The organism is Polymorphobacter sp., assembly GCF_048007885.1.
Taxonomy (GTDB): Bacteria; Pseudomonadota; Alphaproteobacteria; order Sphingomonadales; family Sphingomonadaceae; genus Sandarakinorhabdus.
The window spans coordinates 1,658,321-1,680,887 of the sequence record NZ_CP180346.1 but is presented as its reverse complement, the minus strand read 5'-3'; the positions used below and the strand labels follow the sequence as shown (position 1 = coordinate 1,680,887).

General features: G+C 67.5%; 23 protein-coding genes and 1 tRNA gene. 9 read left to right on the top strand and 15 right to left on the bottom strand.

Annotated elements, in window-relative coordinates; all coding sequences use genetic code 11:
• Positions 1–102: 102 nt before the first annotated feature.
• Positions 103–1,701, bottom strand: coding sequence for an ATP-binding cassette domain-containing protein (locus ACMVO5_RS07910; protein WP_416906977.1), 1,599 nt, complete (start codon positions 1,699–1,701; stop codon positions 103–105).
• Positions 1,698–3,269, bottom strand: a complete 1,572-nt coding sequence (locus ACMVO5_RS07905) for an ATP-binding cassette domain-containing protein (RefSeq protein WP_416906976.1) — start codon at positions 3,267–3,269, stop codon at positions 1,698–1,700. The genes ACMVO5_RS07910 and ACMVO5_RS07905 overlap by 4 nt, the downstream gene beginning before the upstream one ends.
• A 102-nt stretch (positions 3,270–3,371) precedes the next feature.
• On the opposite strand from ACMVO5_RS07905, the gene ACMVO5_RS07900 reads away from it, so the two are divergent.
• Genes ACMVO5_RS07900 through cydX form a run of 3 tightly spaced genes read left to right on the top strand, consistent with a single transcriptional unit; the run spans position 3,372 to position 6,224 of the window.
• Positions 3,372–4,949, top strand: coding sequence for a cytochrome ubiquinol oxidase subunit I (locus tag ACMVO5_RS07900; RefSeq protein WP_416909336.1), 1,578 nt, complete (start codon positions 3,372–3,374; stop codon positions 4,947–4,949).
• A 5-nt stretch (positions 4,950–4,954) separates the two neighbouring features.
• Positions 4,955–6,106, top strand: coding sequence for a cytochrome d ubiquinol oxidase subunit II (gene cydB, locus ACMVO5_RS07895; protein WP_416906975.1), 1,152 nt, complete (start codon positions 4,955–4,957; stop codon positions 6,104–6,106).
• A gap of 10 nt (positions 6,107–6,116) precedes the next feature.
• Positions 6,117–6,224 (top strand): cytochrome bd-I oxidase subunit CydX, encoded by a 108-nt coding sequence (gene cydX, locus ACMVO5_RS07890; RefSeq protein WP_416906974.1) that lies wholly within the window; start codon positions 6,117–6,119, stop codon positions 6,222–6,224.
• Here the strand turns inward: cydX and ACMVO5_RS07885 are convergent.
• Together ACMVO5_RS07885 and ACMVO5_RS07880 are read right to left on the bottom strand one after the other, a co-directional pair.
• Positions 6,221–6,799: a methyltransferase domain-containing protein gene (locus ACMVO5_RS07885; protein WP_416906973.1), complete on the bottom strand. Its 579-nt coding sequence runs from the start codon at positions 6,797–6,799 to the stop codon at positions 6,221–6,223. The two genes, cydX and ACMVO5_RS07885, sit on opposite strands and share 4 nt — an antisense overlap.
• Positions 6,796–7,488: an NAD-dependent deacylase gene (locus ACMVO5_RS07880; RefSeq protein WP_416906972.1), complete on the bottom strand. Its 693-nt coding sequence runs from the start codon at positions 7,486–7,488 to the stop codon at positions 6,796–6,798. The genes ACMVO5_RS07885 and ACMVO5_RS07880 overlap by 4 nt, the downstream gene beginning before the upstream one ends.
• 71 nt (positions 7,489–7,559) lie before the next feature.
• Between ACMVO5_RS07880 and dapB the strand changes: the two genes are divergently transcribed.
• Positions 7,560–8,363 (top strand): 4-hydroxy-tetrahydrodipicolinate reductase, encoded by an 804-nt coding sequence (dapB, locus tag ACMVO5_RS07875; protein WP_416906971.1) that lies wholly within the window; start codon positions 7,560–7,562, stop codon positions 8,361–8,363.
• On the opposite strand, the gene ACMVO5_RS07870 is transcribed toward dapB, so the two are convergent.
• Positions 8,324–8,809 (bottom strand): DUF2244 domain-containing protein, encoded by a 486-nt coding sequence (locus ACMVO5_RS07870; RefSeq protein WP_416906970.1) that lies wholly within the window; start codon positions 8,807–8,809, stop codon positions 8,324–8,326. The two genes, dapB and ACMVO5_RS07870, sit on opposite strands and share 40 nt — an antisense overlap.
• Before the next feature lie 74 nt (positions 8,810–8,883).
• On the opposite strand from ACMVO5_RS07870, the gene nth reads away from it, so the two are divergent.
• The 5 genes from nth (at position 8,884) to ACMVO5_RS07845 (ending at position 11,261) form a co-directional block, all read left to right on the top strand.
• Positions 8,884–9,555 carry an endonuclease III gene (gene nth, locus ACMVO5_RS07865; protein ID WP_416909335.1) on the top strand — a complete coding sequence of 224 codons (672 nt, stop codon included), beginning with the start codon at positions 8,884–8,886 and terminating at the stop codon, positions 9,553–9,555.
• A 61-nt stretch (positions 9,556–9,616) separates the two neighbouring features.
• Positions 9,617–10,015 carry a hypothetical protein gene (locus ACMVO5_RS07860; protein ID WP_416906969.1) on the top strand — a complete coding sequence of 133 codons (399 nt, stop codon included), beginning with the start codon at positions 9,617–9,619 and terminating at the stop codon, positions 10,013–10,015.
• Positions 10,016–10,057: 42 nt separating this feature from the next.
• A tRNA-Arg gene (locus ACMVO5_RS07855) sits at positions 10,058–10,134 on the top strand.
• 42 nt (positions 10,135–10,176) lie between these two features.
• Entirely contained in the window at positions 10,177–10,824 is a 648-nt protein-coding gene (locus ACMVO5_RS07850; protein WP_416906968.1) for an acetyltransferase, read from the top strand.
• Positions 10,821–11,261, top strand: a complete 441-nt coding sequence (locus ACMVO5_RS07845; protein WP_416906967.1) for a hypothetical protein — start codon at positions 10,821–10,823, stop codon at positions 11,259–11,261. Before ACMVO5_RS07850 ends, ACMVO5_RS07845 begins: the two co-directional genes overlap by 4 nt.
• 21 nt (positions 11,262–11,282) lie before the next feature.
• Here the strand turns inward: ACMVO5_RS07845 and ACMVO5_RS07840 are convergent, their stop codons facing one another.
• The 10 genes from ACMVO5_RS07840 to ACMVO5_RS07795 form a co-directional block, all read right to left on the bottom strand.
• Entirely contained in the window at positions 11,283–13,478 is a 2,196-nt protein-coding gene (locus ACMVO5_RS07840; RefSeq protein WP_416906966.1) for a TonB-dependent receptor, read from the bottom strand.
• Between the two features lie 47 nt (positions 13,479–13,525).
• Positions 13,526–14,554 carry a Rieske 2Fe-2S domain-containing protein gene (locus ACMVO5_RS07835; RefSeq protein ID WP_416906965.1) on the bottom strand — a complete coding sequence of 343 codons (1,029 nt, stop codon included), beginning with the start codon at positions 14,552–14,554 and terminating at the stop codon, positions 13,526–13,528.
• A 73-nt stretch (positions 14,555–14,627) separates the two neighbouring features.
• Positions 14,628–15,422: an alpha/beta fold hydrolase gene (locus ACMVO5_RS07830; RefSeq protein ID WP_416906964.1), complete on the bottom strand. Its 795-nt coding sequence runs from the start codon at positions 15,420–15,422 to the stop codon at positions 14,628–14,630.
• A gap of 6 nt (positions 15,423–15,428) precedes the next feature.
• Positions 15,429–15,965 carry a VOC family protein gene (locus ACMVO5_RS07825; protein WP_416906963.1) on the bottom strand — a complete coding sequence of 179 codons (537 nt, stop codon included), beginning with the start codon at positions 15,963–15,965 and terminating at the stop codon, positions 15,429–15,431.
• A gap of 12 nt (positions 15,966–15,977) precedes the next feature.
• Positions 15,978–16,577, bottom strand: a complete 600-nt coding sequence (gene wrbA / locus ACMVO5_RS07820) for an NAD(P)H:quinone oxidoreductase (protein WP_416906962.1) — start codon at positions 16,575–16,577, stop codon at positions 15,978–15,980.
• 245 nt (positions 16,578–16,822) lie between these two features.
• Positions 16,823–19,006 (bottom strand): TonB-dependent receptor, encoded by a 2,184-nt coding sequence (locus ACMVO5_RS07815; RefSeq protein WP_416906961.1) that lies wholly within the window; start codon positions 19,004–19,006, stop codon positions 16,823–16,825.
• Between the two features lie 232 nt (positions 19,007–19,238).
• Positions 19,239–20,072, bottom strand: coding sequence for a hypothetical protein (locus tag ACMVO5_RS07810; RefSeq protein ID WP_416906960.1), 834 nt, complete (start codon positions 20,070–20,072; stop codon positions 19,239–19,241).
• A complete protein-coding gene (locus tag ACMVO5_RS07805) occupies positions 20,069–20,602 on the bottom strand; it encodes a hypothetical protein (RefSeq protein WP_416906959.1) in 534 nt (177 codons plus the stop codon). Before ACMVO5_RS07805 ends, ACMVO5_RS07810 begins: the two co-directional genes overlap by 4 nt.
• A gap of 4 nt (positions 20,603–20,606) precedes the next feature.
• Positions 20,607–21,416 (bottom strand): IclR family transcriptional regulator domain-containing protein, encoded by an 810-nt coding sequence (locus tag ACMVO5_RS07800; protein ID WP_416906958.1) that lies wholly within the window; start codon positions 21,414–21,416, stop codon positions 20,607–20,609.
• Positions 21,413–22,534, bottom strand: coding sequence for a CaiB/BaiF CoA transferase family protein (locus ACMVO5_RS07795; RefSeq protein ID WP_416906957.1), 1,122 nt, complete (start codon positions 22,532–22,534; stop codon positions 21,413–21,415). The genes ACMVO5_RS07800 and ACMVO5_RS07795 overlap by 4 nt, the downstream gene beginning before the upstream one ends.
• Between the last annotated feature and the right edge of the window lie 33 nt (positions 22,535–22,567).

The window sequence follows — 22,567 nt, the reverse complement described above, 5'->3', positions numbered from 1 at the left end:
GTCGCTGCCTTCTCAATTCTTGTCCCAACCCCACAAATGGGGTCTGGGGCCCAAGGCCCCAGCCGCCGGAGGCCCTTCTCCCCCGCCGGAGGCCCAACGACCTCAAAGCCGCAACACACCCCCCGCCAGCCGCAGCGGCCCCGCCCGGTGACTGGCCAAGATCACCCCGGTCCCGGTCCGCGCCAGCCAGTCCGCCAGCCGCCGCACCATCTCGCCCTCGGTTACCGCGTCCAGCCCTTCGCTCGGTTCATCGAGCAGCAGCCAGGGCCGCCCGGCCAGCAGCGCGCGCGCGAGTGCGAGGCGCTTGCGCTGCCCGCCGGAAAGCTGGCCCGCGCCCTCGCCCAGCCAGGTCGAAAGCCCGTCGCCCATGGCGCGCACATCGTCCGCCAGACACGCCACCTCCAGCGCCGCCCACAGCGCGGCTTCGTCCAGCCCGGGGGCGGCGAGGCGCAGATTGTCGGCCACGCTGCCGGCGATCAGCACCGGCGCTTGCGGCACCAGCGCAAAGCGTGCCGAAAGCGCTGCAAAATCGAGGTCGCGCACATCCGCGCCGCCCAGTCGCAGCGGTTGCGGGGCATCCGCCCGCCATCCCGCCAGCGTCTCCAAAAGCCGCGTCTTGCCCCGCCCCGATGGCCCGATGATCGCCAGCCGCCCGCCCGGCGCAAGCCGCCGCCCGTCAATCTCCAGCTCTTCGCCTGATACGGTCGCCGCCGCACCCGCAGGCGCGCCGCCCAGCCCTTCCAGCCGCGCCCGCGCCGCCGCCAGTGCGCCGTCGCGACCGCGCGCGCGCACGAACGCCGCCTGCGCCTCCGCCCCGCCAGCCGCCGCCAGCGCCGCCAGCGCCGTCTCTGCCGCCCCTGCGCCCGAGGCCGCCGCCAGCCCCGCCACCAGCGCCGCCAGCGCCGGCCCGGCCGCCACCAGCAGGCCCGAGAGCCAGCCCTCGCCGCGCACTAGCCGCGCGCGGCCTGCGTCCATGGCCGCAGCGTCCGCCATCACCCGCGCGGCCACCGCATCCTCCAGCCCATAAACGGCAATCTCCGCGCTCGCCGCCAGCTGGTCGGTCACCAGCGCCTTCAGTCCCGAAAGCCGCGCCGCCGCGTCGGCTGCGGGTGCATCAACCAGCCGCCGCGCCACCAGCCCCGCCGCCCGCGGCAGCGCCACCAGCCCCGCCGCCAGCGCCAGCGCCGGCAATATCCCCGCCGGCAGCGCCAGCACCACCGCCAAAGCGCCGCCTGCCAGCGCCGCAGGCCGCGCCGGCGCACGAATGATCGCATCCTCCAGCACATCGACATCGCCGGTCAGCCGCGCCACCCCGTCGCCCAGCATCAGGTCGCGAACCGTGCGCGGGTCGCGCCGCGCGAGGCTGCCAAACAGCCCCACCCGCACCCGCGCCAGGCTGGCCAGCGCCGCCTCATGGCTCCACAGCCGCTCGAAATAGCGCCCGCCGGTGCGCACGATCGCCGCCAGCCTGATGGTGGCGGAGGGCACCAGATAGTTGAACCCCGCCACCGCGCCCGCGCCCGCCGCCAGCGCCGCGCCGGTCAAAAACCACCCTGCCACGCCGAGCAGCGCCACGCCCGCCATCGCCGCCAGCGCCGCCACCCACGCGGCGCGCCCCAGCCCCCGCGTCCGCCCCGCCGCCGCCAGCTCGTCCGCCAGCACATCAGAGCCCGTCAGCGTCTCCGGCGGCAGCGCGTTCATGCCAGCACCAGCGTCACTTGCGCCGCCGCCGCCAGCGCCGGGTCATGCGTCGCCACCACCACGGCCCGGCTGCGCGCCACCTTGCAAATGGTCGCCAAAATCCCCGCCGCCGTCTCCGCATCAAGGTCAGCGGTCGGCTCGTCGAGCAGCAGCAGCGCCCGCCCGCTCGCCAGCGCCCGCGCCAGCCCCAGCCGCCGCCGCTCGCCCCCAGAAAGCCCCGATCCGCTGGCATCGAGCATCGCCCCCAGCCCGCCGCGCCCCGCCACCAGCGCCGCCAGGCCGGCTGCCGCCGCCGCCCCGGCCGCGTCGCTGCCGCCGCCCAGCAGGATATTGTCTTCCAGCGAGCCCGCCATCACCAGCGGCCGCTGCCCCGCCCAGGCCGCGGCCGCCGGCGCGCCCGCCGCCCAGTCCAGCCGCCCGTCGCTCAAGGGCCGCAACCCCGCCAGCGCCGCCATCAGGCTCGATTTGCCCGATCCGCTCGGCCCGACAATGGCCACCAGCCCGGTCGCCGGCACCGCCAGATCGACCGGCCCCACCGCAAGCGTCTCGCCGTAGCGCACCACGCCGCCCACCAGCCGCACGCCCTCAAAATCTGCCGTCTCGCGCCGCACAGGCAAGGGCGGCAGCGCGTCCGCCAGCGCCAGCTGTGCCGCTTCGCCGGTCTGCTTGTCATGATAGGCCGCCGCCAGCCGCCGCATCGGCAGATAGAACTCCGGCGCCATCGCCAGCGCAAAAAACGCCGCCGTCAGCCCCAGCCGCTCCGGCACGTCAAAGGGCAGCAGCCCGAGCAGGTTGAAGCCGCAATAAAGCGCCACCAGCGCCACCGACAGCGCCGCCAGAAATTCGAGCACGCCGCCCGACACAAAGGCGACGCGAAACAGCGCCATGGTGCGTTGCGACACTTCGTCGCTCGCCGCTGCCAGCTGCCGGCCAATGCGGCTTTCGGCACCAAAACTCCGGATCTCGGCCAGCGCCCGCAGCCGGTCGGCAAACAGCCCGTTCAGCCGCGCAATCGCGTCCACCTGCCGGTCCGCCGCCGCCCGCGCCGCGCCCCCGGCAATCATCATGCCAAAGCCAAAGGGCAACAGCGTCAGCAGCAGAATCGCCGCCGCCACCGGGCTCACAGTCGCCACCAGCGCCGCCACGATCAGCGGCGCAAGCCTTGAGGCCTTCGCAAGCGGTTGATAACGCAATGAAAACCCCTCGATACTCTCGATCTGGTCGACCGCGCGCGCGGCGTCCTCCCCGGCCATCCGCCCGCGCGCAAAGGCGCTGCCCAAAAGCACTGGCAGCCGCGCCGCGCGCAAATCCGCCTTGGCCCGCGCGGCGGCCGCCATGCCCGCCTCGGCCGCGCGCGCCTGCGCCAGCGCCCGCACCAGCCCCGAAGCCATCAGCGCCGCCAGCCCCAGCGCCAGCGCGCGGCCATCGCCCCAAAGCCCCAGCATCACCGCCAGACCGCCGGCAAACAGCGCCGCCCCGGCCAGATCAAACAGCCACCACAGCGTCGCCGTGCCGCGCGCGGGCGCAATGGGCGCTGGCCCTGCCGCCGCCTGTCTGGCACTATTCATCGACACAGACCCCGCAATCCAATATTCACTTTCACGCTTAATGAATGTGAGTTATCACAACTCGAACCCGGCGCAACCCGCCACGAAAACGGATACCCCATGATCGATTTCGCCGTCGTTGAAATGTCCCGTCTCCAGTTCGCGCTCACGGCGATGTACCATTTCCTCTTCGTGCCCCTCACGCTCGGCCTCTCCTTCATGCTCGTCATCATGGAGAGTGTCTATGTCATGACCGGCAAGGCCGCCTGGCGCGACGCCACCCGCTTCTGGTCAAAACTCTTCGGCATCAACTTCGTCCTCGGTGTCGCCACCGGCCTTACCATGGAGTTCCAGTTCGGCACCAACTGGTCCTATTACAGCCATGCCGTCGGCGATGTCTTCGGCGCCCCGCTCGCCATCGAAGGCCTCATGGCCTTCTTCCTTGAGGCCACCTTCGTCGGCCTCATGTTCTTCGGCTGGGACAAGCTCTCGCGCCTCGCCCATCTCGGCGTCACCTTCATGGTCGCCATCGGCTCCAACCTGTCGGCGCTCTGGATCCTCATCGCCAATGGCTGGATGCAAAATCCCGTCGGCAGCGCCTTCAACCCCGAGACCATGCGCATGGAAATCACCTCCATCATGGAGGTCATCATGAACCCCGTCGCCCAGGCCAAGTTCGTCCACACCGTCTCGGCCGGCTATGTCACGGGTGCTGTCTTCGTGCTCGGCGTCTCCGCTTATTATCTCCTCAAGGGCCGCCACACCGAAGTTGCCCGCCGCAGCTTCGCCGTCGCCGCCAGCTTCGGCCTCGCCGCCAGCCTCTCGGTCGTCATCCTCGGCGACGAGTCCGGCTATGCGCTGACCGACAACCAGCGCATGAAGCTCGCCAGCCTCGAGGCGATGTGGGACACGCATGAAGCGCCCGCCGGCCTCACCCTGTTCGGCATCCCCGATGTCGAGGCGCGCGAAACCCATTATGAAGTCCAGATCCCATGGCTGCTGGGTATCATCGCCACCCGCAGCTTCGACGGCGAGGTGCGCGGCATCAACGATCTCGTCGCCACCGCCGCCGAGCGCATCCGCCGCGGCATCCTCGCCTATGATGCGGTCGAAACCCTGAAAACCGACCGCACCAATCTCGCCGCCCGCGCCCGCTTCGAAACCTACAAGGCCGATTACGGCTATGCCCTTCTCCTCAAGCGCCATGTGCCAGATCCCCGCCTCGCCACCGGCGCCGACATCCTGCGCGCCGCGCAAAGCACCGTGCCCAATGTGCCGGTCATGTTCTGGCTGTTCCGCGGCATGGCGGGCCTCGGCTTCTTCTTCATCGGCTTCTTCGCGCTCGCCTTCTGGCGCGCCAGCCGGCTCGATTTCCGCCCCGGCCTGTTCCTCAAGATCGCCGTGCTCATCATCCCGCTCCCATGGCTCGCCGCCGAGCTCGGCTGGATGCTCGCCGAAATCGGCCGCCAGCCCTGGGTCGTCGAAGGCCAGCTGCCCACCTTCCTCGCCGCCTCCAGCCTCACCATGGGCCAGATCTGGGTGACCATCGTCGGCTTCACCCTGCTCTACGGCACGCTCGCCGTCATCATGGTCCGCCTCATGCTCGCCGCCATCGCCCATGGCCCCGAGCGCAGCGAAGACGAGCCCGGCCTGCTGCCGCTCCCTGAAAAGCCCGGCATCATCCCGCTGCCCGCCGAGTAACGCCCATGCTCCCCATGCCCTTCGATTATGAGACGCTCCGCCTGATCTGGTGGCTGCTGCTGGGCGTGCTGCTCATCGGCTTCGCGCTCACCGACGGCTTCGATCTCGGCGTCGCCGCCATCCTCCCCTTCATCGCCCGCACCGATGATGAGCGCCGCCTCGTCATCAACTCCATCGGCGCCACATGGGAGGGCAACCAAGTCTGGTTCATCCTCGGCGGCGGCGCCATCTTCGCCGCCTGGCCCTATGTCTATGCCATCAGCTTCTCCGGCTTCTATCTGGCGATGTTCCTTGTCCTCTCAGCCCTCATCCTGCGCCCCGTCGCCTTCAAATACCGCTCCAAGCGCGCCGACAAGGGCTGGCGCGCGCGGTGGGACTGGGCGCTGTTCATCGGCGGCTTCGTCCCTGCCCTCGTCTTCGGCGTCGCCGTCGGCAATGTCCTTGTCGGCGTCCCCTTCGCCCTCGATTCCGACCTGCGCAGCACATGGTCCGGCTCGCTCCTCGATCTGTTCACGCCGCTGCCGCTGGTCGCCGGCCTGCTCTCGGTCGCCATGCTCGTCGTCCATGGTGCGGGCTGGCTCAGCCTCAAGATCGAGCATGGCCCGGTGCTCGCCCGCGCCAAGCGCTGGGGGCAGGGGGCCGCACTCGCCGCCATCGCCCTGTTCGCAGTCGCCGGCGTCATGCTCGCCTATGGTGACCACGGCTTCCGCCTCATCGGCGCGCCTGACACCTCCGGCCCCTCCAATCCGCTCTACAGCAATGCCGAAGCCGCACCCGGCGCCTGGCTTGAAAATTACAGCCGCTATCCCTGGATGCTGATTGCGCCCGCCATGGGCTTCGCCGGCCCGCTCATCGCGCTCATCGGCATCCGCGCCCGCGCCGATGTCCCGGTCTTCCTCGGCTCCAGCCTCGCCGTCATCGGCACCATCAGCACCGTCGGCCTGTCGATGTTCCCCTTCATCCTGCCAAGCTCGGTCCAGCCGTCCGCCAGCCTCACCATCTGGAACGCCTCCTCCAGCGCCATGACGCTGTGGGTCATGCTGCTCATGACCGCCGTCTTCCTCCCCCTCATCCTGCTCTACACCGCCTGGGTCTACCGCGTCCTCTTCGGCCGCATCACCACGGCCGAGGTGCGCAGCAATTCCGATCTCTATTGAGGCGCATCACATGTGGTATTTCACCTGGATCCTCGGCCTCGGCCTCGCCGTCGTCTTCGGCATCGTCAACGGCCTCTGGCACGAATATCACGCCGACGATGACCAGCCGCAGGATTAGGCCCGGCTGAACACCGCCATCTGCGTCGCGCCCGGATGCACGCCGGGCCAGCCCCCCAGCCCCTCCACCCGAACGCCATAGCCCCGCCGCCCCGCCACGCCGTCTGCCCAGCGCACAAATTTCGCCCGCCCCCATTCAAACCGGTGTTCAGGGTGCCGAAACCGCCCCGGCGGCACCCCCAGCCGCGCGTTCATGTCGGCGTTCGGCGTCGTCACGATCACATGGCGCGGGGCGAGGCCGCCAAACACCGCCGCCTCCAGCACCGACAGCCGCTCGGGCGCCACATGCTCGATCGTCTCCAGCATCACCGCACAGTCAAACACCCCCAGCGAAGCATCCACCGCCAGCATCGAGCCCTGCACCAGCTCCACCGCGCGCCCCTCAACACGCCGCCTCGCCGCCGCCAGCCGCTCGGGAACAAGCTCCAGCCCCACCAGCCGCTCCAGCCCCATCTCCGCCAGCCGCACCAGCAAATCCCCCTCGCCGCAGCCCAGATCAATCACCCGCCGCGCGCCCAACGCGGCCACCAGCGCACAGATCTCCGCCAGCCGCCCCTCGTGCATCGGGCTGGTCACGCCCGCAAGATCTCCGCCACAAAGGCCGGCACCAGCTGGCTCGCCGGCCCCCGCCGGCTCTCGTCAAACACGCCGGACACCGCGCTCTCATCCAGATTCAGCTCCAGCGTCCGCGCCCCTGCCGCCCGCGCAATGTCCACAAAGCCAGCCGCCGGATAGACCGCGCCCGACGTTCCCACCGACACGAACAGGTCGCAGGTCATCAGCGCCGCCTCGATCCGCGCCATCTCATAGGGCATCTCGCCAAACCACACGATATCGGGCCGCAGCTGCCCCCGCGCCCCGCACGCCGGGCAGGCCGGCGCATCGGCCAGCGCCGCCGCCCAGCGCGGCGCCGCCCCACAGCCCGTGCAGCGCGCCCGTTTCAGCTCGCCGTGCATGTGCACCAGCCGCCTTGATCCGGCACGCTCATGCAGGTCATCGACATTCTGCGTCACCAGCAGAAAGCCCGGCCCCTGTGCCGCCTCCAGCTCGGCCAGCGCCAGATGCGCCGCATTGGGCACGACATTCCCCAGATGCGCCCGCCGCGCATCATAGAAGCGCTGCACCAGCACAGGGTTGCGGGCAAAGCCCTCGGGCGTCGCCACCTCGCGCACATCATGGCCTTCCCAAAGCCCGTCGGCGGCGCGAAACACCGGCACGCCGCTCTCCGCCGATATCCCCGCCCCCGTCAAGATCACGATCCGCACGCCCGGTCCTCCGCCCTCAACCCCTTCATAAGATGCTTGCCAGCCCGCTGTCGAACCCCCATCTAGAGCGCATGACAGTCAAGGTCGGAATCCTCGGCGCCGGCGGCCGCATGGGCCATGCGCTCCTCGCCGAATTGCCCCACACCCCGGGCCTCAGCCTCGCCGGCGCCATCGAGCGGGCCGGCCATGCCCAGATCGGCCAGCCGCTCGGCCCCGCCTTCCCGGCCAGCTGCACGCTCGGCAGCAACCCCGGCCCGCTCGCCCGCGCCGCCGATGTGCTCATCGATTTCACCTCGCCCATGGCGCTTGAAGCCACGCTCGATGCCGCCTGCGAAGGCAAGGCCGCCGTCGTCATCGGCACCACCGGGCTCGAAGCCGCGCATCACGCGCTCATCGATGCCGCCGCCCGTTCCATCCCCATCCTGCAAGCCGCCAACACCTCGCTCGGCGTCACCCTGCTCACAGCCCTTGTCGAACAGGCCGCCCGCGCGCTGGGCGAGGATTGGGACATCGAAATCCTCGACATGCACCACCGCCACAAGGTCGATGCCCCCTCCGGCACCGCGCTGGCGCTGGGCGAAGCAGCGGCGCGCGGGCGCGGCATCGATCTCGCGGCCAATACAGAAAGCGGCCGCCACGGCGTCGGCCCGCCGCGCAGCCCCGGCGCCATCGGCTTTGCCGCACTCCGCGGTGGCTCGGTCGCCGGTGATCACAGCGTCATCTTCGCGCAGGAAGGCGAGCGTCTGGAGCTGTCCCACCGCGCCGAAAGCCGCATCATCTTCGCCCGCGGCGCGCTCCGCGCCGCCCTGTGGCTCGCCGGCAAGCCCAAGGGCCGCTACACCATGGACGACGTGCTAGGCTTGCCCGCACGATAATCGGCCAGCACGGCCGACACCAGCGCCCCCACCTCGCGCCGCTCGCCGGGGCTCAAAAAATGCCCCAGCCGCACCCGCCGCCCGCGCATCGCCAGCCACAGCTTCACATCGCCGAGCGCGGTTTCCTCAAGCATCACCCGGGTCCATAGCGGCTCAAAGCCGAAGCGCCGCTCGTCCCCGCGCGGCGTCACCCGCAAAAGCTCCAGCCGGTCGTCCGCCAGCACCAGCCGCTCATGCCCGCGCCCGCTCGCATAGCTGGCCCGGAAGGCCCACCACAAAAGCCCCACATCGAGCGCCATGAACGGCAAGATCGGCCAGGCCCCCAGCGCCAGAAAGCGAAGCCCGCCCAGAAAGAAGATCAGCCCCACGCCGCCCAGCACCCAGCGCACATGGTCGGGCGCAAACGACCGGTTCGGCGTCAGGGTCAGATCAAGGGCCACGCTCATGACGCCACATTAGCGCGCCGCCCCTAGACATGCACCACCCACAGCGCCACACCAGCGCCATGCAGCCCAAAAAGATGTCCCGCGCCAAGGTCGAGGCGTTTTACGAAGCGCTCGAAGCCCGCCACCCCGCCCCGCGCACCGAGCTCGAATACTCCAACCCCTTCACGCTGCTCGTCGCCGTCGTCCTCTCCGCCCAATCGACCGACGTCGGCGTCAACAAGGCCACCGCCAAGCTCTTCGCCGAAGCCGACACACCGGCAAAGATGCTCGCACTCGGCGAAGCCCGCGTGCGCGCTCACATCAAGACCATCGGCCTGTTCAACACCAAGGCAAAAAACGTCATCGCGCTTTCCCAGCTTCTCCTCGAACTGCATGGCGGCGAGGTGCCAAGGTCGCGCGAGGCCCTTGAAGCGCTCCCCGGTGTCGGCCGCAAGACCGCCAATGTCGTCCTCAATGAAGCTTTCGGCGATGAAACCTGCGCCGTCGACACCCATATCTTCCGCGTCGCCAACCGCACTGGCCTCGGCCCCGGCAAGACCCCGCTCGCGGTCGAGCACGCCGTCATGGCCGCCACGCCAAAGCGCTTCCGCCGCCGCGCCCATCACTGGCTCATCCTCCACGGCCGCTACACCTGTATCGCCCGCAAGCCGAAGTGCGAAGCCTGCCCCGTCGCGCGGTCGTGCAACTGGCCCGAAAAGCCCAAAACCGCTGGTTCAGTCGCCGTTCACCCCGCCGCGCCTAGCTGACGCTTCCCAGTATCAGTTGCGTCGCTTATTATATCTGCGTGTTCATCAAGGGGTCCCTGCCATGTCCCGCCCGATTGCCATCCTGCTCCCCGCCACCGCACTGCTCGCGCTCAGCGCCTGCGCCAGCACCGGTCCCAAGGAGCTGGCCGAGATCAAGCCGATCGGCGAGCCGGAAAATTGCCTGCTCCTGCAAAACATCCGCCAGACGCAGGTCGTCGACGGCCAGACCATCGACTTCATCACAAGGGGTGGCACCGTCTACCGCAACCGCCTGCCCAACCAATGCCCCCAGCTCGGCTTCGAGCGCGCCTTCTCCTATTCGACCAGCATCACCCAGCTCTGCAATGTCGACATCATCACCGTCCTCATTCAGGCCAGCCCCATGCAGCGCGGCGCCAGCTGCGGCCTCGGCCAGTTCGTCCCCATCAGCAAGCGCGCCGAGAAAGAGCCCGCCAGCTAAGCTCTGGCAAACCTCCACAAGCGCTGCTAACAGGACGCCCAAGCATCCGTAGCTCAGCTGGATAGAGCGCTGCCCTCCGAAGGCAGAGGTCAGGGGTTCGAATCCCTTCGGATGCGCCATCGCCGCCCATTGGGGGGTCGGGCATGCGTCTGGGGGCAGACATGATCCTCTTCGGTGTGCGTTCCCCGCTCATCGTCGATGTCGAGGAAACGCTTTTCCGCTGCCACATCGCGGTCACCGCCGCCGTCAGCATCAGCGGTGTCCCCCGCCTGCAAGACCGCAGCCGCCTTGTCGATCTTGCCGCCTTCGGGGCCCCCGCTGGCAGCCCCTTCCTCGCCACCGCCTTCGCCCCGCGCCGCCGCCGCGCGCTCGCCGAACAGGCCCTTGCGCTCGGCCTCGTCCCCGCGCCCGCGCTCATCGATCCCACCGCCGTCCTGCCGCGCCATCTGCGCGTCGGCGCGGGCAGCTTCATCAATGCCGGCGTCGTCATCGGCGCGGCCGGCCTGATCGGCGATCATGTCCTCGTCAACCGCGCCGCCTCGCTCGGCCATCATGTCCTCATCGCCGATTTCGTCAGCATCGGCCCCGGCGCCACCTTGGCCGGCAACATCCGGGTCGGGGAGGGCGCCATGATCGGCGCCGGCGCCACCATCCTGCCAAATGTCCGCATCGGCGAAAATGCGCTGGTCTCGGCCGGCGCCGTGGTCCGCAAACATGTGCCCGCAGGCGCGCTCGTCGCCGGCCATCCCGCCACGCTGGTCAGTGCAGCGCCGGGCCGCTCCTCGCTCGACATGGACGACGGCGAATGAGCGCGCCCAGCCTTGAGGCCATCTGGCGCACCATCGAGGCCCGCCGGAGGTCCGATTTCCTCGTCCAGCCTGACGCGCGCTACCGCTTCGCCGATCTCGCCCGCGCGCTCGGCCAGTGGCGCGCCGCCTTTGATGCGCACGGCCTCAAAGAAGGCGACCGGATCGTCGTGCGCACCGCCGACGAACAGGCCGCCCTCGGCGCGCGCCCGCAAGACATGGTCCCCTTCGAAAGCTACGCCGAAACCGCCCGCCGCCTCACCCGCCCCTCGTCCCTCGCCCGCGCCCTCGCCTCCGGCGCCACAGCCGTCGAACGCATCGACCGCCTCGTCGCGGCTCTCCTCGAAGCGCACGGCATGTCCACAGCCCGCCTCGCCGCCATCAGCGCGCGCATCGACAGCCGCCTTGATCAAAACCGAAAGGCCGCCGGGCAGAGCTGATCCGCCCGGCGCGCGTCATCCTCAGAACGTCTTGCCGACCGAGATCCGCACCGTGCGCAGCGGCGCCAGCGTCTCATACACGGCCACAAAGGGGTCCGGCCCGTTGAAGCCAAAGTCCGCGCCCTTGGAGTTGGTGACATTCTCGCCCGACACATTCAGGAAGAAGCCGTCGCTGCGCTCCAGCCGGGCATTGAGGTTGAGCGTGGTGAAGCTCGGCGTGAACAGCCCCTCGCCCAGCTGGTTGAACTTGCTGCTGCGATGCTTCACCTGCCCCCCCAGCGTCAGATAGCTGCTGTCGCCGATCTGCTGCCGCCAGTCGAGCCGCGTCGCGCCCGAAAAGCGCGGCGATTGCGTCAGCCGCAGCTTGGGGTTGAGCTGCGCCGCATCCGCCCAGGTCACGCCGCCGCTCCAGCTCAGCCCGTCGATCAGCTCCCAGTCCCAGGTCGCTTCCACCCCGCGCGAGCGCGCCCGGTCGTTGCTTGAAACAAAGGTCCCGGCCGCGGTGAACTGCAACTGCTGCAAGCCGAACACATCGATCCAGAAGCCCGTCACATTGAGCGTCAGCCTGTCGAACAGCTCGCCCTTGAAGCCGATCTCATAGCTGTTGGCGCGCTCATTGCCGATGCGCGCATCGACATTGGGGTTGCCGCCGCCTACCGCCGGGTCAAAGGGAATGGTCTGAAATTCGCCGTAGCCACCGGCTTTGCCGCCGCGCGAGGCGGCTGCATAGATCATCACATCGTCGCTGACCTTGTATTGCACCGACGCATTGCCAGCCACCAGATTGTCCTCAAACGGGTCCAGCCGCTGGAAGGGGAAGGGCGCCTGAATCACCGTGTTCCACAGCGTGAACGGCGCAATCGCCTCGCGCCCGAAATCAACCCGCTTGCGCTCATTGGTATAGCGCAAGCCCACATTCAGCGTCAGCGCGTCGCTGGCCTCATAGGTCACCGAGCCAAAGCCCGACAGCGCATCGGTCTTCTGCCGGAAGTCCATGCTGTAGCTGCCGTTGAACAGCTGCCCCTCCAGCGCATCGCCCGGCGGGAAGTCGGGAATGCCCCAGATGCTGCGCTGGTCCATGTTCCATTTGGAGGTGAAGAAGAAGCCGCCCACGATCCAGCTCAGCTTGCTGTCGCCGGTCGAGGCCAGCCGCAGCTCCTGGCTGAACTGGCTGTAGCTCTCCGAGCGCAAAAACAGATTGGCGTCCTTGTTGTTGAAGTCGAAGTCCGAGTTGCTGATATTGTCGAACCACGCCGCCGAGGTGATCGAGGTCAGCTCCACGCCCTCGAAATCATAGGTGATGGTGCCCATCGGCAGGTCGATCTTGGTGCGGTAATAATCATCGCCGCCGCGCAGCTCGGGGCTGGAGCTGAACGACTGCTTCACCCGGCTGCCAAAGGTCACCGGCCCCACGTCCGGCCCGCTGCCCAGCCCCAGGCCGGCCAGCCCCAGATCGGTGATCTGGTTGGCGCTGCCCACCCGCATCTGGTCGGTATGCTGATAGGAAAGCAGCATCGTCAGCCGGTCATTGGGCGTGAACTTCAATATGCCGCGCAGCCCCCAGTTGGTGTCGGTCGGCACCCGCTGGCCGGTGGTCTCATTCAAAAGCCAGCCACGGTCATAGGTATAGCGCCCGGCCAGCCGCAGGCTCAGCGTGTCCGACGCCGGAATGGTGATCGCCCCGTCGGCCAGAAAACCGCCATTCTGCACCTCGCCGCCAATCTCGGCGCGGCCCGACAGCATGTCGCCCGGCTGGGTGTTGACCACCGAAATGCCGCCCAGCGAGGTGTTCTTGCCCAGAAGCGTGCTCTGCGTGCCCTTGATCAGCTCGATCCGCTGCGCATCGAACACCGGCTGGTTGTAAAGCCGCACATTGCCCATGAACACATTGTCCACGAACATGCCGATCGAATTGTCAAAGGCCACATTGCCCGCCGCCGTGCCGATGCCGCGAAAGGTGATGCCGGGGCTGTCCGAGGGCGAACGGGCAAACTCAAACGCCGGCACCATCGTCGCCAGCTTGGTCACATTGTCGATCTGCCGCGCCGCCAGCATCGCGCCCGAGGCCACGTCGATCGAAATCGGCACGTCCTGCAAATTCTGCTCGCGCTTCTGCGCCGTCACCACAATCTCGTCGCCGTCAATGGCCGCCGTTTGTGCGCTCGCCGTGCCAGCCAGCATCGACAGCGCACTCGCTGCCAGAAGATATGCCTTCATGCGTCGTTCCCCCTTGGTTCTCTTGTCGTTGTCGTTCCTGAAAAATGTCAGCGCTCAGCCTCGATCAGCTCCTCGATCCAGCGCCGCGCCCGGATCGAATGATCATCAGCGCGCACCAGCAGCTCCTTCGGCTCCGCCATCTGGCGCACCATCGCCTCAATGGCCTCGGTCGCCTCCACATCCTGCTGGATCACGCCCTCAAACACGGTGTTCATCGTGTCGGTCACGCCCTGGTCCTCCAGCGCAAACGACCGTGACCAGGCGAGGAAATAATTGGTCCGCCCCGGCCCCGCCGGCGTCACCGCATGATGCACCCGAAATTCGCCAATCACCTCGCCCTCGGGCGTGCGGAAGCTCTCCAGCGCGACATGCAGCGAGGGCGCATAGAAATCGATCAGCACCACCCGCTCCACCGTGCCGTCATAGCCCAGCACATCCGAGAAAAAGCCCGTCAGCGTCTCGCCGGCAATCCGCCGGCTGCCCCGCAAAAACCGCTCATTCTGGCTCACCTCCACTCGCGTCGAAGCCACCGCATCGGTGCCAATGGTCCCGGCATGCAGAAAGGCGAGGTGCGAAATGTCGGTCAGATTCTCGTGCAACAGCTGCGGCCGGCATTCCAGCACCCGGTCCAGCGCCTCCACCGCCACCCAGCCGGGGCTGGTCAGCCTGATCTCGTCATGGTCGGGGATCAGGCTCTCATCGGCCTTGTCCGGGTCGCCCATCCAGATCCACAGCCACTGCCACTTCTCCACCAGCGGATAGGCCTTCACCCGGCACACGGCAGGGATCACCTCCTGGCTCGGAATCCGCACACAGCGCCCGTCGGATGCGAAAGTGAAGCCATGATAGCCACACTCCAGCGCATCATCCCGGATGATACCCTTGGCCAGCGGATAGTTGCGGTGCGGGCAGCGCCCCTCCAGCGCAATCGCCTTGCCCGCCTTGTCGCGGTAAAGCGCCACCGGCTCGCCCAGAAACCAGCGCTCGACCGGCGTCTCGTTGTTCAGCTCATGGCTCCAGCCAGCGACATACCATTGGTTGCGCGGATACTCATACCCCGGCTTCAACGGCCACATTCTCATCCTCCCCGACAGCTCTTTTTTCGATATACGAATATTTTTTCGAATAATAGACCAAAACGACCTACTGTCAACGACTTTCGCGACAAAATGCCGCCAGAATCCCATTGAATTCACGCGGCTTGTCCAGATTCGCCAGATGCCCCGCCCCCGTCATCACCAGCGCCTGCGCGCCCCGCGCCGCAAGTGCCGCCACATTCGCCTGCCGCCGCGCCGTGTCCCGGTCGCCCACCGCCGCCAGCACCGGCGCTTCAATACGGGCCATCATCTCCGCCCCCGCCGTCAGCTGCCCCGGCCCGCTCAAGAGATCGCGCCCGTCATAGTCAGCCAGCATCGCCGCCACCTCGTCGCGCCCCGCCTCGCCGGCCAGCCGCGTCAGCGCATGCCCCGCCCAAAGCGTCCGCATCGCGCCCAGCGCGCCCAGCCGCGCCGCCGCCGCCATCGCCGCCAGCGGCACCGCCTCATCCGCCGCATCCACCCCGTCGAGCGCGGTCCCCTGCAACACCAGCCCCGCCACCCGCGCACCGGCGTCGGCCGCCACATGCAGCGCCACCTTGCCGCCCTGGCTCATCCCCAGCAGAAAAAACCGCTCCAGCCCCAGCGCATCGGCCACCCGCAACACATCGTCGGGCTCCGCCGCCAGATCAGCCGCCGCGTCCGACTGGCCAAAGCCCCGCCGGTCCACGCCCACCAGCCGAAGCCGCCCCGCCAGCTCAAGCTGCGGCCGCCACATCCGCCGGTCCAGCGTCCAGCCATGCAGCATCACCAGCGCCGGCGCCCCTTCCGGCCCCAGCACCTCCACCGCCAGCGCCCCGCCCGAAACGGGCACGCGGCGCACAAGCCCGCCCGGCCAGCGCGCCGCCATCAGAGACTAGTGGCGATAGGGATTGTTGTTGCGATGGTCGCCGCCCAGCCAGCGCGCCAGCTCGGCCCGCGCGCTCGCCCGCCGCTCGGCATCGCCGGCCGCCGCATCCGCGGCATCATGGGTAAACTCAAGGATCATGCCATCCGGGTCCTTCACATAGACCGACCGGCAATAGCCATGCTCCAGCACATAAGTGTCCGGCTCCTCGATGCCTGCGCTGGCAATCCGCGCCTCGATCTCGGCCTGCGCCGCCGCATCCACATTCAGCGCCACATGAATGAACGGGCTCTCCGGAATCTCCGGCCCGAATTCCGCCTGGTCCGCCGGGTCGGCAAACTGGAAAAACGCCAGCGCCGAGCCATCCGCCAGCTCGAAGAAGCAATGGCAATAGACCCGCTCCTTGCCAAAAAGCTCGTCCTTCTCGGTATAGGTCGCCACCAGCGGCAGCCCGATCACATCCTCATAAAAGGCCCGGGTCTTCTCCAGGTCCTTGCTCACATAGGCCGTGTGATGAAGCCGGCTCGGCCGTCTCTTGATGCTCATCGTCCCTCTCCCTCAGCCACAGAGTTTCGCGGCAATCGCCGCCACATGCGCCCCTTGAAACCGCGCGCCCGCAAGCTCGTTCTCGCTCGGCATCCGGCTGCCGTCCGCGCCCGCCAGCGTGCTCGCCCCATAAGGCGTGCCGCCCGAAACCTCGGTCATGATGGCGTTGCCGGCAAAGCTATAGGGCAGCCCCACAATCACCATGCCATGATGCAGCAGCGTCGTGTGAATGCTGGTCAGCGTCGTCTCCTGCCCGCCATGCTGGCTGGCCGTTGAAACAAAGGCGCTGCCCACCTTGCCAATCAGCTTGCCCCCCGCCCAAAGCCCGCCGGTCTGGTCCAGAAAATTGCGCATCTGCGCCGCCATATTGCCAAAGCGCGTCGGCGTGCCAATGATGATCGCATCATAATCCGCAAGCTCACCCGGTGTGGCCACATCCGCCGCCTGCTCCACCTTCATGCCCGACGCCGCCGCCACATCCGCCGGCACCAGCTCCGGCACCCGCTTCACCACAGCCTCGCCACCCGCCTCGCGCACACCGTCCGCAACAGCCCCCGCCATCACCTCGATATGCCCGTAGCTCGAATAATAAAGCACCAGAACACGCGCCATGGGGGTCACTCCTCAACCATCAATTGAAAGGGCCTCCGGCGGCTGGGGCCTCAGGCCCCAGACCCCGAACGTATTTTTCCGGCACACCGCCAAACCCAGCCGCCGCGCCGCAGGCCATCCATACCCCGCCACGCGCACAAAACGAACCCACGCCGTCCCCATCCCCACAAATGGGGTCTGGGGCCCAAGGCCCCAGCCGCCGGAGGCCAAATAGCCGCCGCCGGAGGCACCGAAGCCCGCCATCCTCAAAAGGCAAAGCTCACTTCGCCGCCAAAGCGCCGCGGCCGGCCCTTGAACACGAATCCGCCGGGCGAGAATTCGGCGTTGTAACGTTCGTCGAACAGGTTGGAGGCAAAGGCCGTGAAGGTCAGCCCGCCGCTGTTCAGCGACACGCGCGCATCGAAGATGTCGATCGGGTTGCGCGAGGTCGAGTTCTCGATGTCGAACCAGGTCCGCCCCGTGCGGCGATAATCAAGCCGTGCGGTCACGCCCAGCGTGTCGGTGATGTCGCCCTGATACTGGGTCGAGAGGTTGAGCGTCGAGCGGCTCACGCCCGGCAGATTGTTGCCGATCACCGCCGGGTCGTCGAAGCGCTTGATGGCGCTGTCGGTATAGCCATAGCCAACGATGAAATCGAGACCAGTCGCCACGCGCAGCGTCGCGTCAATCTCAAAGCCCTTCAGCCGCGCTTCCGGCACATTGCCAAGGTTCTGCGTCGAGTTGGCGGCGAGGAAGACGAAGAAATAGCTGTTCTCGGACTTGGTGGTGTAGGCAGCCGCGTTGAAGGTCAGGCGCCGGTCGGCGGTGCGGCTCTTGAAGCCCACTTCAAAGGTCTCGGCCACTTCGGCCTCGAAGATATCGTTCACCCCGACAATGCCGTTGGCCGCCGCAATCGCGCCCACGCCGGTCTGGTTGAAGCCACCCGAGCGGAAGCCGCGCGACCAGCCGCCATAAAGGGTGATGTCGTCGTCCGGCGTCCAGGTCAGGGTCGCCTTGGGCTGCCAGGCGTCAAAGGTCACCTTGCGCACTTCGCCGGTCACCGCCGGCGGGAAGCCCGGCACATTGGGCAGAAACGCCGGCGGCGTCAGCGTCGTGTTCTCGCGCGTGTCGCGGTCATAGCGCAGCGAGGCGTCGATGCGCAGCTGGTCGGTCACCTTCCACACGGTGTTGCCATAAAGCGCCCAGGCAAAGTTCGACTGCTCATCCGACAGGAAGGAGAATTGCGGGTTCAGCGGGTTGGTCGACGGCTCGCGGAACACCGGGAAGGCGCCGTTGCCGGTATCGATCATGTTGCCGGTGGAGATGAAGCGCTCGGTGGCAACGAAATAGGCGCCGGCAATCACCTGGAACGGCCGGTCAGCCGGGGATTCGTAGCGCAGGTCCTGGCTGAACGCCTCGACTTCGAGGAACTGGCTCTGGTTCAAGTCAAAGCCGTTGCCCGGCCCGAAAATGCCCTCGAACAGGTTGAAGAAGAAGGAGTCCTCGATCGGCAGGAAGTCAAAGGCATCGCCGGTCAGGATCTCGCTCACCTTGTCGTAGCTCGACACCGACGCAAAGGTGCCGATGTCGCTCTCATGGGTAATGCGCAGCGCCGCATTATAAAGGTCGCGGTCGTTCTGGCCGGGGTTGTTCACCCGCACATCGAGCGAGGTGTCGTTCACGTCGCCGACGATGTTGTAATAGAGCGCCTGGGTGCGCAGCCGGCCCAGCGAGCCGCGCAGGTCGAAGGTCAGCTCAGGCGTGGGCGTCCACAGCAGGCTGGCGCGCAGGTTGAGATCCTCCACCGGGTCGGCGTCCTCGCCAAGGAAGGTGTTGGGAATGAAGCCCTCGGTGTCATACCAGCTGCCCGAGACGCGGAACTTCAGATTGTCCGCGACCGGACCCGACAGCGCACCGCGCAGATAATAGCCAAAGCCATTGTCGATGCCGCCGGTCACCTTGCCCGACAGATCATCGGTCGGCGCCTTGGAGGTGATGATGATCGCGCCGCCAATGGCGTTGCGGCCATAAAGCGCGCCCTGCGGCCCCTTCAGAACCTCGATCTGCTCGATGTCGACCAGCTCCTGGTTGAACTGCGCCGGGTTGATCTGCTGCACCCCGTCGATGACCACCGCCACCGAAGGCTCGGAGTTGCGGTTCTGGGTGATGCCGCGAATGATGACAAAGGCATTGCCGACATTCTGCGTCTCGATCAGGTTGACGTTCGAGGTCAGGCCAATGAAGTCGCTCGGCCGCTCGATGCCGGCCGCGGCAATGCTCTCCGAGTTGAAGGCGGTGATCGACGCCGGCACGTCCTGCAGGCTCTCCGCCCGCCGCGTCGCCGTGACGATAATCTCGCCGTCATTTTCAGCCGCCGGTGCGGCCTCCTGCGCCTGCGCCACGCCCAATGGCAGCATCACCAGCGCGCTCGCGGCCAGCAGCCGCGCCACAAGAGTTCCAGAGCCAGTCCCAGAGCCAGTCAAAGCCATCGCAATCATCCCCGAATAAGGCCGAGCCGGTCAGCCCCATCAGGAGCCCCGGTCTTTGGCATCGTTGCAGCCTTCGGAATGATATTTTCGCTCAGCGAAGTCAAGTTCGATAATCGAACAATAGGTCGCACCCGTGTCTTTCGGGCAACACCCAAAACCCCCAAAAACCCACCCGAAACCCACCGAAAACCAGCTACTCGGCGCTGCCCACATCCGCCACCGGCTGCCCCGTCGCCCCGTCAATCACCACCCCGTCCCTATAGTCGAGCACGCCCGCAAGCGGCGTCAGGTGATTGATGTTGAGCGCCAGCGGGCTGACGAACTTGCCCACCGCCCGGTAGGCCGCCGGCACCACGGCCCGTCCCGCCAGCGCTGCAGGCAGCGCTCGGCCCGGCGCACTCGGCCGGATCGCCGCCGCCCAGAGCGCAACATGGCCATTCACGCTCGCCCCCAGCCCGGTCTCGCCCGCGAGCTCGGGAACGTCCGAGGCCTTCCACGCCTGCGCCGCCAGAAAGTCGCCCATGTCCAGAATCTCGCCCGCCCGCGCGGTAAAGCCCAGCGTGCCAAGGCACAGGCAGGTGTGCAGCGCATTGCCAAAGCCCACGCCGTAAATCACATAATCGCCGGGCGGCACCTCGAACAAATGGGTGCGAAGGCCCTCGCCCTTCTCCAGCGGCTTGTTCAGCCGCGCAAGGTCCAGATTGGGCGGCGCGTCATGGTCAAAGGCAAAGCTGTCGATGCCGGGCATCGCCTCGCCGGGCTTCAGCGTCTTGCGAAGCTCCGGCTCGGCCTTGGCAAAGGCGGCCGCACGCGCCGCATCATAAGCCGCCAGCTCGGCGTCATCTGGAATGCGCAGCAGCGTCGGCCAGGGGCTGCCCGGCAGCGCCCGCACCAACAGATACGCCCGGTCGGGCTTCAGCGCCGCCGCCGCAGCAGGCGCCACCGGCACGATCATGCCCGCCGCCCGCGCTGCTCCGGCCGGCCCGAGCAAAGCCGCCATCAGCAACAAGGCCCAGACCGCTCTCATTTCTCCGGCACCTTGCCGCCAAAATCCGGCCCCGAGGCAATGCGCGCCAAAATGCCGATCGCCTGTTCGGGCGGAGATGCAAAAATCCCCTCGAACGTCGCCTCGGCAATGCCCAGCCGCACATAGCCGCGCGGCTCCATGCAGCGCCGCAGCCGCGATTGCCGGTCGCGCCGCGCCAGCGTCCCCTCAACAGCGCCCAGCATCAGGTCGCCCACCAGCCCATAGGGGCTCATGACCGTCGCCGTTTCCACCGTCATGCTGCGCCGCCACGGCACAAAGCGCGGCAGCCGCGCATCGGCCCAGCCGGTCGGCTTCAGAAAGCGGAAGCAATCAGCCAGATCGGCATGCGCCGCGGCAAAGCTCACGCCCTCTTTGCGAAAGACGAAATATTTCCAGCCATTCGCCACCACCGCCGGCGTCCCGGCATCCGAAAGGTCAGGCACCACAAAACTGGCCGGGTCGGGCACCTCCTGCGCCGCCACCCCGGAGGTGGTCAGCAACAGGGCAAGCGGCAGCGTCCAGCCGCGCATCGTCTCAGCGCCCGTCCAGCGATTTCGCCAGCATCGGCCAGCGTCTGAGCTCATCCTCGATGGCGCGCGCCGCCTCCCGCAGCAGCGGCAGCCGCGTGCGCACCAGCTCGTCCTGGCTGATCCGCGTCGTCATCGTCGAACAGTTGATCGCCGCCACAATCTTCTCGTCCGCGTCAAACACCGGCACCGCCACCGAGACGATGCCATAATCCAGCTCGTCGAGCGCGGAGTCGTAATAATGCGCCCGCACCGTCTCCAGCCGCTGCCGGAACTGGATGGGGTCGGTCACCGTCCGCTCGGTCATCCGCGCCAGCGGCCCGCCATCCAGAAACGCCTCGGTCGCCGCCACGCCCTTGAACGCCAGCAGCACCTTGCCCATCGAGGTCGCGTGCAGCGGAAAGCGCGTGCCCACGCCTGCCCCCAGCCGGATGCGCCGCTGGGTCGGAATATGCACGACATAAAGAATGTCCCGCCCCGACAGGACGGCAAGGCTCGCCGAATCGCCGGTCTGGTCGCGCAGCCCCTGCAGCGGCGGCGCCGCCAGCCGCTCGATGTTCATCGATTGCAGAAACGCCGAGCCAAAGGACAAGACCTCGGGCCGCAGCAGAAACCGCCGGCCCGACTGCGCCACATAGCCCAGCGCCACCAGCGTGTTGAGGCAGCGCCGCGCCACCGCCGGCGGCAGCCCGGTCACCGCCGCCACATCCGACAGCGCCATCTCGGGATGCGTCGCATCAAAGGCGCGCAACACCCTCAGCCCCCGCTCGAGCGTGGACAGATATTCCGGATCCTTCTTGTCGGTGTCCGCGCTCACCGTTTCAGAATGGCGTCATTGTCCGCCCCGAGCAAGGGCGGCGCGGTCACTTTGAGCGATCGTTCACCGTCAAAGCTCAGCGGCGAGCGGATCGTCCTGTATTCGCCCATCGGCCCCGGCGCGCTCACCATCAGCTCCAGATGCTTCGCCTGCGCGCTCTCCAGCACCTCCGCGCTCGTCGCCACCGGCGCGCTCGGCACCTCCAGCTCGGTCAGCCGCGCCAGCCAGGCCTCGCGCGGCCTTTCGGCAAAGATCGGCGCCAGAAAGGCCACCACATCCTCATAATGGGCAATGCGCGCCTCGCGGCTCGCAAACGCCGGCAGCGACAGCATGTCCGGCTGGCCCACAGCGGTCGCCAGATTCTCCCAGAATTTCGGCGGGCTCGACATGTGCAGCGCCAGCCATTTCCCGTCCGCACATTCAAACACATAGGATTGCGACACATGCGGCCGGCTATACGGCCCCATCAGCTGATCGTCGGAGAGCAGATGGGTGAAGTCATCCAGGTTGAAATGCGCCATCGCCTCGAACATTGAGGTCTCCACCAGCCGCCCCTTGCCGGTCCGCTCGCGCTCGTACAGCGCCGCCAAAATGCCTTGCGCGGCATAAAATCCCGTCATCGCATCGGCAATCGCCGGCCCCACCACCCGCGGTTTCGCCGGATTAAGCAGCAACCTGAGAAAGCCCGACGCCGCCTGCGCCACCGTATCAAAGGCCGGCCGGTCGCGGTCCGGCCCGGTCGCGCCAAAGCCCGAGATCGAGGCATAAACCAGCCGTTCGTTCAGCCCACGCAGCCGCGCCGCGTCCACGCCGATCTTCTTCGCCACGCCGGGCCGGAAGTTCTGGATAAACACATCCGCCTCCCCCACCAGCGCATCAAAGGCGGCCAGATCGTCCGCCTGCCGTGTATCCAGCGCAATCGACTTCTTGTTGCGGTTATAAGTCTGGAAATGCGGCGAATAGAGCCCGCCCCGAAAGGCGCGAAACGGATCCCCCGTCCCCGTCTGCTCCACCTTCACCACCTCGGCCCCCAAATCCGCCAGCATCATCCCCGCCGCCGGCCCCGTGATGAAGGTCCCCATCTCCAAAACCTTCACACCCTCCAAAGGCAACGCCATAATCCCTCCAATTCCCGATTTTCTTGACAGAAA

Excerpts from the sequence above, each read along its gene's own strand:
- ACMVO5_RS07910 (WP_416906977.1), bottom strand. The coding sequence starts at position 1,701 with ATGAACGCGCTGCCGCCGGAGACGCTGACGGGCTCTGATGTGCTGGCG.
- ACMVO5_RS07905 (WP_416906976.1), bottom strand. The coding sequence starts at position 3,269 with ATGAATAGTGCCAGACAGGCGGCGGCAGGGCCAGCGCCCATTGCGCCC.
- cydB (WP_416906975.1), top strand. The coding sequence starts at position 4,955 with ATGCTCCCCATGCCCTTCGATTATGAGACGCTCCGCCTGATCTGGTGG.
- cydX (WP_416906974.1), top strand. The coding sequence starts at position 6,117 with ATGTGGTATTTCACCTGGATCCTCGGCCTCGGCCTCGCCGTCGTCTTC.
- dapB (WP_416906971.1), top strand. The coding sequence starts at position 7,560 with ATGACAGTCAAGGTCGGAATCCTCGGCGCCGGCGGCCGCATGGGCCAT.
- ACMVO5_RS07870 (WP_416906970.1), bottom strand. The coding sequence starts at position 8,809 with ATGAGCGTGGCCCTTGATCTGACCCTGACGCCGAACCGGTCGTTTGCG.
- nth (WP_416909335.1), top strand. The coding sequence starts at position 8,884 with ATGTCCCGCGCCAAGGTCGAGGCGTTTTACGAAGCGCTCGAAGCCCGC.
- ACMVO5_RS07860 (WP_416906969.1), top strand. The coding sequence starts at position 9,617 with ATGTCCCGCCCGATTGCCATCCTGCTCCCCGCCACCGCACTGCTCGCG.
- ACMVO5_RS07850 (WP_416906968.1), top strand. The coding sequence starts at position 10,177 with ATGATCCTCTTCGGTGTGCGTTCCCCGCTCATCGTCGATGTCGAGGAA.
- ACMVO5_RS07845 (WP_416906967.1), top strand. The coding sequence starts at position 10,821 with ATGAGCGCGCCCAGCCTTGAGGCCATCTGGCGCACCATCGAGGCCCGC.
- ACMVO5_RS07840 (WP_416906966.1), bottom strand. The coding sequence starts at position 13,478 with ATGAAGGCATATCTTCTGGCAGCGAGTGCGCTGTCGATGCTGGCTGGC.
- ACMVO5_RS07835 (WP_416906965.1), bottom strand. The coding sequence starts at position 14,554 with ATGTGGCCGTTGAAGCCGGGGTATGAGTATCCGCGCAACCAATGGTAT.
- ACMVO5_RS07830 (WP_416906964.1), bottom strand. The coding sequence starts at position 15,422 with ATGGCGGCGCGCTGGCCGGGCGGGCTTGTGCGCCGCGTGCCCGTTTCG.
- ACMVO5_RS07825 (WP_416906963.1), bottom strand. The coding sequence starts at position 15,965 with ATGAGCATCAAGAGACGGCCGAGCCGGCTTCATCACACGGCCTATGTG.
- wrbA (WP_416906962.1), bottom strand. The coding sequence starts at position 16,577 with ATGGCGCGTGTTCTGGTGCTTTATTATTCGAGCTACGGGCATATCGAG.
- ACMVO5_RS07810 (WP_416906960.1), bottom strand. The coding sequence starts at position 20,072 with ATGAGAGCGGTCTGGGCCTTGTTGCTGATGGCGGCTTTGCTCGGGCCG.
- ACMVO5_RS07805 (WP_416906959.1), bottom strand. The coding sequence starts at position 20,602 with ATGCGCGGCTGGACGCTGCCGCTTGCCCTGTTGCTGACCACCTCCGGG.
- ACMVO5_RS07795 (WP_416906957.1), bottom strand. The coding sequence starts at position 22,534 with ATGGCGTTGCCTTTGGAGGGTGTGAAGGTTTTGGAGATGGGGACCTTC.